13 protein-coding genes and 1 pseudogene are annotated in these 12,480 nt (G+C 68.5%); 5 read left to right on the forward strand and 9 right to left on the reverse strand.

All coding sequences use genetic code 11. The annotated features are described in order from the left end of the window. Positions 1 to 87: 87 nt before the first annotated feature. A complete protein-coding gene (locus tag Q0480_RS00155; protein WP_299129486.1) occupies positions 88 to 396 on the reverse strand; it encodes a hypothetical protein in 309 nt (102 codons plus the stop codon). Between Q0480_RS00155 and Q0480_RS00160 the strand changes: the two genes are divergently transcribed. The 4 genes from Q0480_RS00160 to Q0480_RS00170 all read left to right on the forward strand — a co-directional run bounded on the left by Q0480_RS00160 (position 396) and on the right by Q0480_RS00170 (position 2,743). Beyond that, positions 396 to 683: a GDSL-type esterase/lipase family protein gene (locus tag Q0480_RS00160; protein ID WP_299129488.1), complete on the forward strand. Its 288-nt coding sequence runs from the start codon at positions 396 to 398 to the stop codon at positions 681 to 683. The two genes, Q0480_RS00155 and Q0480_RS00160, sit on opposite strands and share 1 nt — an antisense overlap. Before the next feature lie 346 nt (positions 684 to 1,029). Beyond that, positions 1,030 to 1,554, forward strand: coding sequence for a transposase family protein (locus Q0480_RS00165; protein ID WP_299129491.1), 525 nt, complete (start codon positions 1,030 to 1,032; stop codon positions 1,552 to 1,554). Then, positions 1,445 to 1,822 (forward strand): transposase, encoded by a 378-nt coding sequence (locus tag Q0480_RS17915; RefSeq protein WP_366940802.1) that lies wholly within the window; start codon positions 1,445 to 1,447, stop codon positions 1,820 to 1,822. The genes Q0480_RS00165 and Q0480_RS17915 overlap by 110 nt, the downstream gene beginning before the upstream one ends. A 228-nt stretch (positions 1,823 to 2,050) precedes the next feature. Further along, a complete protein-coding gene (locus Q0480_RS00170; protein WP_299129493.1) occupies positions 2,051 to 2,743 on the forward strand; it encodes a transposase in 693 nt (230 codons plus the stop codon). 212 nt (positions 2,744 to 2,955) lie between these two features. Here the strand turns inward: Q0480_RS00170 and Q0480_RS00175 are convergent. Together Q0480_RS00175 and Q0480_RS00180 are read right to left on the reverse strand one after the other, a co-directional pair. Further along, positions 2,956 to 3,786, reverse strand: a pseudogene (locus tag Q0480_RS00175) (transposase). Positions 3,787 to 3,918: 132 nt separating this feature from the next. Then, positions 3,919 to 6,024, reverse strand: a complete 2,106-nt coding sequence (locus tag Q0480_RS00180; RefSeq protein ID WP_299129495.1) for an ABC transporter ATP-binding protein/permease — start codon at positions 6,022 to 6,024, stop codon at positions 3,919 to 3,921. A 223-nt stretch (positions 6,025 to 6,247) separates the two neighbouring features. Here Q0480_RS00180 and Q0480_RS00185 point away from each other — a divergent pair, with 223 nt between their 5' ends. Next, positions 6,248 to 6,481, forward strand: coding sequence for a hypothetical protein (locus Q0480_RS00185; protein ID WP_299129497.1), 234 nt, complete (start codon positions 6,248 to 6,250; stop codon positions 6,479 to 6,481). Here Q0480_RS00185 and Q0480_RS00190 read toward each other — a convergent pair. The 6 genes from Q0480_RS00190 to Q0480_RS00215 form a co-directional block, all read right to left on the reverse strand. Then, complete coding sequence (locus Q0480_RS00190; protein ID WP_299129499.1) at positions 6,472 to 6,912, reverse strand: universal stress protein; 441 nt, start codon at positions 6,910 to 6,912, stop codon at positions 6,472 to 6,474. The two genes, Q0480_RS00185 and Q0480_RS00190, sit on opposite strands and share 10 nt — an antisense overlap. Positions 6,913 to 7,043: 131 nt before the next feature. After that, on the reverse strand, positions 7,044 to 7,505 hold the full coding sequence (locus tag Q0480_RS00195) for an Hsp20 family protein (RefSeq protein WP_299129501.1): 462 nt from the start codon (positions 7,503 to 7,505) through the stop codon (positions 7,044 to 7,046). Between the two features lie 264 nt (positions 7,506 to 7,769). Further along, positions 7,770 to 8,495, reverse strand: a complete 726-nt coding sequence (locus tag Q0480_RS00200; protein ID WP_299129503.1) for a trypsin-like serine protease — start codon at positions 8,493 to 8,495, stop codon at positions 7,770 to 7,772. Next, the gene (gene glcF, locus Q0480_RS00205) at positions 8,492 to 9,772 is read right to left on the reverse strand and encodes a glycolate oxidase subunit GlcF (protein WP_299129505.1); all 1,281 of its coding nucleotides are present in this window, start codon (positions 9,770 to 9,772) and stop codon (positions 8,492 to 8,494) included. The genes Q0480_RS00200 and glcF overlap by 4 nt, the downstream gene beginning before the upstream one ends. A 1-nt stretch (position 9,773) precedes the next feature. Beyond that, on the reverse strand, positions 9,774 to 10,925 hold the full coding sequence (locus tag Q0480_RS00210) for an FAD-binding protein (RefSeq protein ID WP_299129507.1): 1,152 nt from the start codon (positions 10,923 to 10,925) through the stop codon (positions 9,774 to 9,776). A gap of 93 nt (positions 10,926 to 11,018) precedes the next feature. After that, positions 11,019 to 12,452, reverse strand: coding sequence for an FAD-linked oxidase C-terminal domain-containing protein (locus tag Q0480_RS00215; RefSeq protein WP_299129509.1), 1,434 nt, complete (start codon positions 12,450 to 12,452; stop codon positions 11,019 to 11,021). Between the last annotated feature and the right edge of the window lie 28 nt (positions 12,453 to 12,480).

Here is a 12,480-nt window from a genome sequence, read left to right on the forward strand (position 1 = left end):
GTGTCGCGCCCCGTGCCGCTGTTAGAGCGGAGTCCGATCCGGCAGAGTCGGCTCGTCCGCTCTAGAGTCTTGATTTAGAGCAATATCTTAGCAACCAGACGATTCCGTCTGGTTGGATATTGCTCTAACGGTGTCGTTGCCGTCGCCGCCGAAGATCAGGTTGTCACCCAACAGGCCATTGAGAAAATCCTTGCCGTCCAGCCCCTTGATCAGGTCGCTCTGGTCATCGAGGTCTCTATCCATCGGCGTTCCGAAAATGCGGTCGCCGCCGTTGATTCCGGCAAAGTGACCATGCTCCCAGCCCCCCACTTGCTGACGCCGACCCGTGCTCGTACCGAAACCCGGCACCGCGGGAACGCTATCCACACCGCGTGGCGTGGCGGACAAGCACTGCAATGAAGGCCTCCCCCGAGGCCGCGACGCTGACGCCTTTTGCCGGCACGATCTTTCCGGGGTATTTCTCCGACGAAGGCGAGGTGGCGCGCAAGGCGGTCAACGACTGGATCCGGACGGGGGGCGTCTTCGACGGGGTGATCGACTTCGACGCGGTGGTGCGCGATCCGGCCAATCCCGATCACATCCTTCCCGAGTACGATTTCGGCGATCGTCTGCATCCCAACGACGCAGGCCATCGCAAGATGGGGGAATCGATCGACCTGTCGCGGGTGGCGGGATCGGAGTGACCAGCGGCGGCCGGAGCCTCGCGCGCTCCGGCCGCGGATGAGCCCCAGGCTCCGACCGCCCGTGCCTCACCGATCGCCGGCGGACCCGGCGGGGCGAACGGCCGAAGCGAGAACGGGCGCTCGAGGGCCGCCGCTCGAACCCCGGATGAATGTCAATCGGCGCGGGATCGGGACCCCTGATCGGCTTCCAAAAGGGGGTCTGACTGAATTTCCGTGCGGATTTGACGGGAGACCGCTCTCCAGCCATGCGATTCAGGCGCTTTGGTCGCGAGACGGTGGGCGGTTGGTGGGCAGGAGCGCATGGAACGGCGGGTTGAACCCGCCGGGGTTGATTGTGGAGCACCGGGTGATCGTCGATAGCGTGGTGGAGGTTTCGGGTCGTGTCGCGGGGGCGGCCGGCCGCTGCCCCGACTGCGGAACGTCGTCCTCGTCCTGCCACAGCCGCTATGTGCGGACCCTGTCGGACCTGCCGATCAGCGGCGCGATGGTCGAGCTGCGCCTGAGCGTCCGCCGGTTCCGATGCAAGCAGCGCGCCTGCCATCGGATAACCTGCACCGAAGGGCTGCCGGCGAGCCTCGGGCGACGTCACGGTCGGCGCGTCGCCCGCTGTGATGAACTGGCGCACGCCGTCGGGCTGGCCCTCGGCGGGCGGCCCGGCTCCCGGATGATGGCTCGGCTGGCAGCGCCCTGGTCGAAGGACACCCTGCCGCGCGCGGTCCGTCACAAGGCGGCCGTGGCCTGCCCCCGCCAGCTCGGCGACGGTGATCGGCATAGACGACTTCGCCTGGAGGCGCGGCCACGGTTACGGCAGCATCGTCATCGACCTGGAGCGGCGGACGGTCATCGACATCCTGCCGGATCGGCAGAGTGATACAGTCATGGCCTGGCTGAAGGAGAACCCGCAGGTTCGGATCATCTGTCGTGATCGAGGCCCCGGCTTGGGCCCGCGGCCGCGGAGGCGGCGCCCCAGGCCCGGCAGGTGGCGGATCGCTGGCATCTGTTCGGGAACGCCTCCGCCGCCTTCCTTGCCGCGGTCCGGTCCGAGTTGCCCCGGCTGCGCAAGGCGCTGTCGCCCGAACGACCCGTGGATCCAAAGGCTTCGAGCAAGGCGAAGCGGCTTCAGTGGAAGGCCGCGATGACCCGCGAGGCGGTCAACGGACAGGTTCTGGCGTTGGCGTCGCAAGGCGTTCCCCTCAAGGCGATGGCCCGCACGACCGGCCTATCGCGCCAGACCATCCGCAAGATCGTGCGCGGCCAGCGCCACGCCATCTTCCGTACTCGCCAGAGTTCGCTGGACCCCCGGGATCGTTCGGCTCGAAGCCGAGTGGACCGGCGGCTGCCGCGTCGGCGCCGAACTCTGGCGCAGGTTGAGGGCACCGGGGTTTGCGGCTTCGCTGCGCGTCGTAAGCGAATGGGCTACCCGTCGCCGTCGGGACGACCGCCTCGGCCAACCCGCCGGATCACCGCTGAGCGCCCGGACCATCGCCCGCGGCCTTACCATTGAACGCGAAGCCGGGCCGGCCAGGATCGCGCTGGTCAATGCCGCCATCGAGACCGCCGTCCCCGAGTTGATCGTTGCGCGCGACCTGATGGACCGCTTCCACGCGATGATGCGGTGCAACGACGCGGCCCGTCTCGACCCATGGATCGCAGTCGCCAAGAAAAGCACCCTCGCGAGCTTCGCCGCCGGGGTCGAAGCCGACAAGGCCGCCATCGCCGCGGCAATCACCGAGCCCTGGTCGAGCGGCCAGGTCGAAGGGAAGGTGAACCGCCTCAAGCTCATCAAGCGCCAGATGTACGGCCGCGCAAACCCCGACCTGCTCAAAGCCCGCGTCACCGCCGCGGCGCACGGATCCTGCACGGAAATTGAGTCAGCCCCCGGCGTCGCGCCGATTGACAGGCGGATGTCGCCCGTGCGCTCAAGGTCAATCGCGACTGGCTTATCCACGGCATCGGCGATGTTGAGGGCCCTTCCCCCTTCGTCGAGAACCACGACGATACCTTCGTGGCGATCGCGCATGCCACGCCTCGCCCCTCGATGGGCGGCGGCGCGGTGGTGACCGAAGACGGCGACACGCCCGGTCGCGCCTACCACTTCCGCCAGTCGTGGATTCGCCACAAGTTGAAGGCCAGCCCGTCACAGCCGGACACCCGCGAGAACGCCGCGGCTTGTGGCGGGATTCATCGCTGATCTGCCTCTCGCGCGCATGGATATCGGTGGTCTGGCCGGATCCGGGGGATCCGGCGTCGATTTTCCGCCTTTCGGGCGGAGTCATCCCTTGGCGGCGCGGCGCTCGTGGAAGATCAGGCGATCGAAGTCGCAGGCCGGATTGGCGAGCGTCGGTTTCGTCTCGGCGCGCGCCAGACCGATCGTGCGGATGAAGAGGCCGAAGCGGTTCTTCCGATGCGCGAAGACATGCCCGATCCGGGCGCGGATGGAAGATTTCCGCGCGTTCGCCCAGGCTGTCGCCACCGGCATCGGTTTTCCGGCCGGCTTGCGATGGGGAACGCGGCTGGTCAGCATCTTCTACGCCAGCCACTTCTCGTTCTTTCGCGACCGACAGGCGCTGTCGGCCCAGATGTCCTTCGCCGACTTGCCCGACTTGCCCGCCTTGATCGCCTCCCGCTCGCCGTCGGTATCGCGCTGCTTCGGCGCCGGGACCAGGCTCGCGTCGACGATCTGCCCGGGCATCGGGATGCAGCCCTTCTTCCTCAGCTGCCAGCCGAAGGCTTTCATCACCTGGCGGAGCGTGCCGGTTTCCGTCAGCCGGTTCCGGAAGTGCCGGATGGTGTTCTCGTCCGGGGTCGGTCCACCGGGATCGAAGCCCGGGAACCGCATCCAGGACAGCCGATCGCGGATCATGAATTCCATCCGCGCGTCGCCGAGATTGTGCCGCGCCCGCGGGATCAGCGCCTTGGACATCGACACCGGATCGAATGCGGGCCGGCCGCCCTTGCTGCCATCGCCATGGCCGAGACCCTCGGCCAGCCAGCCGCGGAACCACTCGAAACCCACCGTCGCGGCGAGCACCTCCAGCGGGTCACCGTGCGCGCTCAGCTTCCCGAGGTGCTCCGACAAGCCGAACAGGGAACGCTGCTCCATCTCACCCCTCCAAATCTTGCCGGAGCCAGTGAATAACGAGACCTCTCCAAACGGGAGGGTTCTTGCGGGTGTCCAGCTCGATTGCGGAAACCACCCCGCCCGCTTCTGTGCGCCATGAGCCTTCTCCCTGGGTCAGACGGCATCCGCCGGTGTGAAGGTGCCGTCGGCGTTGGCGCGCATCTCGACGAAACGGTCGTGAAAGCCGCGAAGGGTCTGGCGGTGGCCGATCGAGACGATCGTCGCGGCCGGCAGACGATCGCGCAGCACCTGATAGACCTTCTCCTCCATCGGCTCGTCGAGCGCGGCGGTCGCCTCGTCCAGAAACAACCAGTCCGGCTTCTTCAGAAGCGCGCGCACGATCGCCACCCGCTGCTGCTCGCCCCCCGACAGCGCCTGCCCCCAGTAGGCGGACTCGTCGAGGCGGGACAGGAGATGCCCGAGGCCCATCGATTTCATCGCCTCGGCGATCTCGGCGTCGCCGAAGGCGTCCGCCTCGCCGGGATAGGTGAGCGCCGCGCGCAAGGTGCCGAGAGGTATATAGGGCCGCTGCGGCAGAAGCATGAGTTCCTTGCCCTCCGGCACCTCGACCCGTCCCTTGCCGAAGGGCCAGATACCGGCGATGGCGCGGAACAACGTGGACTTGCCCGAGCCCGACGCGCCGGTGACGAGCGTGGTCTCGCCGGGCACGAAGCGCAACGCCTCGATCCGCGAGATCTCCCTGCCATCCGGCAAGGCGAGGGACAGCCCCTTCACCTCAACATCGCTGTCGGCGACCAGCGCATGGGCGATCGGGCGCGACGCACCGGCGAGATCGCTCGCTTCCTCCATCGCCGCGCGGAAGCCGTTGACGCGATTGACCGCCGCCTTGTAGGCGGCCAGCGTCTCGTAGAGATCGAGAAACACGGTGAAGCCGCCCTGCACCCGGCTGAAGGCCCCGGCCGTCTGCTGCAGTCCACCGAGGCTGCCGACACCGGCGAAATAGGCCGGCGCCACCAGCACATAGGGCAGCACGTCGGTCATCTGGCCGATGCTGAAGTTGAAGATGCGGAAGTCGCGCGTGGTCTGTACGAGGCTCAGCGTCGCATCGACCTGATGGTCGTACTTGCGAAACAACGCCGCCCGCTCGGCGCCCTTGCCGTCGAGCAGTGCCACCTGTTCGCTGTATTCGCGCAGCCGTGCCATGCCGAAGCGGAAATCGGCCTCGGTCCGCTCCTTCTGGTAGTTCTTGCGGATCAACGGCCGGCCGATGAGATGCCCGACCACGGTGGCGAACACCGCGTAGACGAGACAAACCCAGACGAGGAACCCCGGCACCGAGGTCAGCCAGACGATGAAGCCGTGCCCCTGCCCCGCCTCGACCGCGAACAAAGTCGACAGACCCCAGAGCAGCTGGATGAAGGCGGCGAGCGTCAGGAAAGTCGAGAACAGGTTCGAGGCGATGGAATAGGTGCTGGTGACATAGGTCCGGATATCCTCCGAGATACGCTGGTCCGGGTTGTCGGCCCGCTCGCCCAGGAACTGGATCCGGTAGTGCCGGTCGTCGCGCAGCCAGTCGGAGACATATTGCCGCGACATGTGCCGCCGCCAGCGGATGAGCATGTACTGCCCGAAGAGATATTCGGTCACGGCGAACACCACCCAGTTCGTCGCCAGGAACAGGAAGGTGGTGACAAGCAGCCAGAACGCCGCCTCGTCCATGTTCTGGAAGCTGTCGAACAGCGCGCCCTGCCATTCGTTGAACAGGATGAGCAGATAGGTCTGCACGAAGTTGACGAGGATGATGCCGAGCAGGAAGCCGCGCCCGATGCCGCCCTCGGTCAGGCGAAACGGCAGACGCGCCAGCCGGCTGGGGTCGCGGCTGGTGAAATAGCTCTCCGAAAGGCCGATGGTCTCGCCGATCACCGGCAGGCGCGCGATCAGCAGGACCACGGTCGCGAGGATAACGAAGGCGAGCGCCAGGAAGGGCCGCGGCTGCAGCGTCTGGGTCCAGCCCGGCGCCCAGTCGGGCAGGCCGCCGCCGCCGAAGACGATGAAACCCGCGGCGAAAGCGGCGAAGGTGATCGCATAGCCCGCGATGAACATCCGGAGGAAGACGAAGATCCGCGCGGCGAAGAAGGTGACGCCGACCATCAAGGCGCCGGCGGCGATGACATAGAGCGGGACCGCCCCGGGGTTGGAAAGGTGGGTCCATCCCATGCCGACGGTCAGAGCGGCGATGAGAGCGCTCAGAAGGATCATGCGGAACTCTTTCTCGAAGCGCCGAAAAGGAACCGAGATCCCGCCGGCCGGTCAACGGAAGCCATGAAGTCATAAGCGACCCCGGCCAGCCTGTCACCTGCCGCGCCGGTCACGTCGCGGTCAGGCGGCGCGCGCGGAGGTGTCACGAAGGCGCCATCGGATGGTCCCGTTTCCGTCGCCGACGCGGATGAAACAGGGCCGGTCATTGCAATTTGAGCGCGCCGTGAAATTCGCCCTCGCCGGCTTCTCCTCGATTTCCGCGCTCGCGGCCGCCCTGCCCGCCCGGGCGGAGATGCGTTTCAACCGCGTTTTGTCCTTCACCGTGCCGGAGAACCTGCCCGAAGGCGCCGAGCCGCTGACCCCGACCTCGCCCGAGATCATCGACGTGACGGCGGATGACCGGACCTTGAACCGAAGGACCCCGGCCGCCTGCCGGGGCCTCCCCACTCAGCGATAAACCAGAACCGGCAGTTTCGAGTGGGTCAGCACTTTCGTCGTCGTGCTGCCGAGCAGGACGGCCGCGAAGCCGCTGCGCCCATGCGAGGCCATCGCGATGAGATCGCACCCCCGCGCCTGCGCCGTCGAGATGATCGCTTCGTAGGGCAGGTCGCTCGTCTCGAACAGGGTGTCGAACTCGACCCCCAGCACCTTCGCCTTGGCCGACGCCTCGGCCAGCACCTTGCGCGTCTCCACAACCGCCCGCGCCTCGACATCGGAGCGTCCAGCCTCGGCCCGCTGGTCGACATCGAGTCCGAGCGCGTGGAACGGCTCCATCACCATCAGGAACGTCACTCGCGCCCCGAGCGTCGTGGCCAGTTGCAGCGTCCTGTCCACCGCCTGCGTCGCCAGTTGCGATCCGTCCGTCGGGATCAGGATATGGATGTACACGCGACTGCCTCCGGCTGTTGACGCCGCGACCCTACACGCGATCCGCCCGCCGCCGCTTGATTTGTGACAACGACGCGAACAAAAGGCGGCCCGCGTCGGCGGGCCGCCTTCGATCGAACGAGGTCGGGAGGTTACGCGACGGCGGCTTCGGCCTTGCCCTCGATCGCGGCCTTGCCGGCGATCTCGATCTTGCGCGGCTTCAGCGCCTCGGGCACCTCGCGCACCAGGTCGATATGCAGGAGACCGTTCTCGGTCACCGCGTCCTTGGCGCGCACATGGTCGGCCAGCTGGAAGCGGCGCTCGAACGCCCGGGTGGCGATCCCGCGGTGCAGGAAGTTCGCCTTGGCCTCCGTCTCGGCCTTGCGCCCGGTCACGACCAGCTGCCCGTCGCGCGCCTCGATCCCGAGCTCGGTCTCGGCGAAGCCGGCGACCGCGATCGTGATGCGATAGGCACTCTCACCGGTCTTCTCGATGTTGTAGGGCGGATAGGTGGTCTGGCTCACATCGGCCGAGGCCACTTGCTCCAGGATGTTCGCGAGCCGGTCGAAGCCGACGGTCGAACGATAAAGCGGAGCGAGATCAAAGTGACGCATGGGTTGCATCCTCCATCAGAAGCGACACGTGTTTTCGGATCCTCCGTCACGGACGGACCCTCGTGGTGGCTCCGGCCCGAGATCGGCGCCGGATGTTGGAGATCTAGGAAGCGGAATCGCGCCGTTCAAGCCCGCCCTCGGGCCGCGGATTCGAGCGCGGCCGGCGGTGGCATCGCGACCAGCCGTTCGGCCTGCCTCGCGACCCGCTTCCAGTCCGCCTCCGCCGCCGGAGCGCCACCCCCGCGGTATTCCGGTTCGCGCGGATCAGGGCGTCGCGGCTTCCAGCGCGGCGCGCAGGGCGGCCATCTTCGGCGCGGCGGGCAGCACCAGCGCCACCCCCTCCCGGCCCGGGCGGCGGGTCATCGCCGACACGACGGCGACGAGACGGGTGCGGCCGCCGATCTCCGCGAAGACCGGCGCGCCCGAGGCGCCCCAGTTGACGCCGCAGCCGAGCACCACGAGATCGCCGCTGACATAGGACGGACAGGGCCCCGCGATCGAAGGCACGTAGGCCCGATCCTTGGAATAGGAGACGATGCGCAGCGGCGCGCCGTCGCGCAGCCGCCCCACCGGGAACGGCGCCGCGCTGCCTTCCTCGACCGGCGCGGCGAGTTCGAGCAGGGCGATGTCCTCGGCGACGTTGCCGAGATCCGCGTCCGGGTCAAAATGAAAGCCCGGCATCACCGCGAGCCGTGCCACCTCGCGCACCGCGGCGTAATCGTCGCGCCGCTGGCCCGCGACGAAGATCAGCGCGTCCGGCCTCACCACCTCGCGGTCGAGGGGACGATAGAGGCAATGCGCCGCGGTCAGCACCAGCCGGTCCGAGATCAGCGTCGCGCTGCAAAAACGCGCGCCGTCGATATTCAGCCGCCCGACCGCGCGATAGGCGAGCGCCTCGTCATCCGCCAGCATCCGTCGCTCGGCGGCGGCCGCGGCGACGGCGACGCCTGCCATCAGGGCGCCGATCAGGAGGGCGAGCCGCCCGATCACGCCAGCGCCACCGGCTTCGGCCCCCCGGTCGCCCAGTCAAGCAGCTCCACGGTATGCACGACCGGCGTCCGCGTGCCCGCGCCGATCTGCATCATGCAGCCGATATTGCCCGCCGCGATCACCTCCGGCGCCCTTTCCTCCAGCGTCGCCACCTTGCGCGCGCGCAAGGTGGCCGAGATCTCCGGTTGCAGCAGGTTGTAGGTGCCGGCCGAGCCGCAGCAGAGATGGGCGTCGCGCGGCTCCACCACCTCGAACCCCGCCGCCTTGAGCAGGGCCTTCGGATGCGTCGTCACGCGCTGGCCATGCTGCAGCGAGCAGGCGGCGTGATAGGCGACGCGGGTGCCTGGCGCCACGACGGGCCCGAGCCCGAGCTCAGCCATCAGCTCGGACACGTCCCGCGCGAGGCCGGCGACCGCCTTCGCATCCGCCTCCAGCGCATCGCCGGCGAACATCGTCCCATAGTCCTTCACCGTCGTGCCGCAGCCCGAGGTATTCACCACGATCGCATCGAGCCCGGCGCCGCGCAATTCGCGCGTCCAGGCGCGGATATTCGTCGCCGCCGAGGCGTGGCTGTCCGCGACCTTGCCCATGTGATGGGTCAGCGCGCCGCAGCAGCCCATGCCCTCGGCGATGACCACCTCGCAACCGTGCCGGGTGAGCAGCCGGATCGTCGCGGCGTTGATATCGGTATTCAGCACCCGCTGAGCACAGCCGGTCAGCAGCGCCACGCGCTTGCGCCGCGGTCCTTCCGCCGCGAAGATCTGCGGATCGTCCATCCGGCTCGGGCTTGGCGGACGGCGCGGCGCGAGCGCGATCATCGCGCGCAGCTGGCGCGGCATCAGCGGCGCCAGCGGCCGGCCGAGCATCGCGCCCAGCAGCGCCAGCCGGAACCGCCCCGGATAGGGCAGCACCTTCGCCAGCAGCCAGCGCAGCGTCCGCTCCGCCGCCGGCCGTTTGTAGGTCCGCTCGATATGCGCGCGGGCATGATCGACAAGATGCATGTAGTGCACGCCGGAGGGGCAGGTCGTCATGCAGGAGAGGCAGGAGAGGCAGCGGTCGATATGCTTTACCGTCTGCGCATCGGCGGCGCGCCCACTCTCCAGCATGTCCTTGATGAGATAGATCCGCCCGCGCGGGCTGTCGAGTTCGTCGCCCAGCAACTGATAGGTCGGGCAGGTCGCGGTGCAGAAACCGCAATGCACGCAGGACCGCAGAATCGCATTCGAGCGCGCGGTCTCGGGATCGGTCAGTTGCTCGGGCGTGAAATTCGTTTGCATCTCAGACGGCCACTTTCGCCCGCGCGGCCATCCGGCCGGGGTTCAGGATTCCCATGGGGTCGAACTTCGCCCGCAGCCCGGCGGAAAGCGCGGCGACGGCGGCGGTCTCGGGATGGAATGCGCCCCAGCGCGCCTTTGCCTCGGCGCTGGCCCGGATCAGCGTCGCATGGCCGGGCAGACCGCCCATCGCGGCACGGAGGTCGAACGCCTCCGGCGCGCACACCCAGAGAAGCCCCCCGGCCCAGTCATGGAACACCTCCGCCGGCGCCAGCGCGGCGCCGAGCCGGGGGCCGTCGCTCGGCCGGACCGAGATGCGCCATACGGCGCCAGGCCGTCCGGCGAAAACCGCCGCGTCGCGCACGGACGCCCAGTCGCCCGGCCCTTCCACCAGCCGCGCGGCGCCGAATTCGGCGAGCGCCCGGCCGAGTTCCCGGGCACGGTGCGCCACCGACCCGGCAAAGCCTTCGAGCCGCAGCAGCGTCGCCGACACGTCGCCGAAGGCCGCCGAGACATGCGCCGCGCCCGATACCTCGAACGGCGTCGCCAGCGCGGCACGCATCGCCCGGCCCGCCGTCTCGGCATCGAGCCCGTCCAGCACCAGCGTCGCCACCGTCTCCGGCGCCGGCAGCACCTTGAAGGAGACCTCGGTCAGCACGCCAAGCGTGCCATGGCTGCCCGCCAGCAGCTTGGCGAGGTCGAGACCGGTCACGTTCTTCATCACCCGACCGCCGTTCTTCACCACCGCGCCGGAGCCATCGACGAATCGCACGCCGATCAGGCTGTCGCGGCAGGCGCCGGCCTGAACGCGGCGCGGCCCGGAGGAATTGGTCGCGACCATGCCGCCGATCGTCGGCGCGCCAGTGGCGCCGGTCAGGGCCCGCGCGTCCCAGGGCTCGAACGGCAGGCGCTGGCCCTCCGCCGCCAGCGCCGCCTCGACCTCGGCGAGCGGTGTTCCGGCCCGTGCCACCAGCGTCAGCGACCCCGGCTCATAGAGGGTGATCCCGGTCAGGCCCCCGGTCTCGAGCGGCGTTCCATCGACCGCGTGGCCGATCCCGCGCGTACCGCCGCCGCGGATCTCGAGCGGCCGGCCCGCCGCCGCGGCCGCGCGCACGATCTCGGCGAGCTCCGCCTCGCTGGTCGGACGCGCATTCATGTCGGGCCTATTCCCCCGAAAGGCGCGGCACCCTTGACTTTCCGCGATATTCCCAGCCGCCGCCTGACCATTCCCCTCCTCCTCCCGAGCGGCTCAGGCCGCGCGGCGGCTCTCGCTCGTCGCCAGCGGGAATACCTTGGCCGGATTGAGCAGCCAGCGCGGATCGAACACGTCCTTGACCCAAAGCTGGGCCTCCAGATCCGCCGGCCCGAACTGCACCGTCATCAGGTCGCGCTTTTCGACGCCGACGCCATGTTCGCCGGTCAGGCAGCCGCCGACCTCGACACAGAGACGCAGGATATCAGCGCCGAGATGCTCGGCCTTGTCGAGGTCGCCGGGCTTGTTGGCGTCATAAAGGATCAGGGGATGCATATTGCCGTCGCCTGCGTGAAACACGTTCGCCACGCCGAGGCCATAGTCCGCCGTCAACTCGCCGATCCGCCGCAGCACGAAAGGCAGTTCGCTGACCGGGATCGTGCCATCGAGACAGATATAGTCCGCGATCTGGCCCATCGCGCCGAAAGCCGACTTGCGTCCCTTCCAGATCAGCGCCGATTCCTCGGCCGAGCCACTCTCGCGGATCACCTCGGGCGCGTGCCGCCGCGCGATCTCGATGATCTTGCTCAATTGTTCCGCGATCTCGGCCTCGGATCCCTCGACCTCGACGATGAGCAACGCCTCGACATCGGGATAGCCCGCCTGGGCGAAATCCTCGCAGGCGCGGATGCAGGGCCGGTCCATGAATTCGATCGCCACCGGCAGGACACCGGCGCGGATGATGTCGCTGACGCAGGCGCCCGCCACCTCGTTGGAGCCGAAACCCATCAGCACCGGGCGCGCGCCTTCCGGTTTTCGCAGGATGCGCAGCGTGGCCTCGGTGGCGATGCCGAGCTGACCTTCGGAACCGCAGACGACGCCGAGCAGGTCGTAGCCCGCCGCGTCGAGATGCGCGCCGCCAAGCTCGACCACCGTGCCATCCATCAGCACCAGCGTCACTCCGAGCAGGTTGTTGGTCGTCACCCCGTATTTCAGGCAATGCGCGCCGCCGGAATTCATGCCGATATTGCCGGCGATGGCGCAGGCGAGCTGGCTCGACGGGTCCGGCGCGTAGAAGAAGCCCTCCTCCTCCACGGCGGCGGAAACACTCAGGTTCGTCCGTCCGGTCTGCACCCGGATGATTCGGTCCTCGTAATCGATCTCCAGCACGCGGTTCAGCCGGGCGACGCCGATCACCACGCAATCGGCGGTCGGCAGCGCGCCGCCGGCGAGGCTGGTGCCCGAACCGCGCGGCACCACCGGCACGCCCTCCTCGAAACAGATCCGTGCCACCGCCGCCACCTCCTCGGTCGAGCCGGGCAGCGTGACCGCGAGCGGCGGGCAGCGATAGGCGGTCAGCGCGTCGCATTCATAGGCGCGCAGCTCGGCCGGGTCGGAGATCACCGCGTCCTTCGGCAGCGCGGTGGCGAGGCGTGCCACGATCCGCGCTTTCCGCGCCAGGATGGACGGATCGGGTTCGGGCATCCGCATGACATTTTCCCCCGGCGGATCGCGTCCG

Source organism: uncultured Amaricoccus sp. (assembly GCF_937891315.1).
Classification (GTDB): Bacteria; Pseudomonadota; Alphaproteobacteria; order Rhodobacterales; family Rhodobacteraceae; genus Amaricoccus.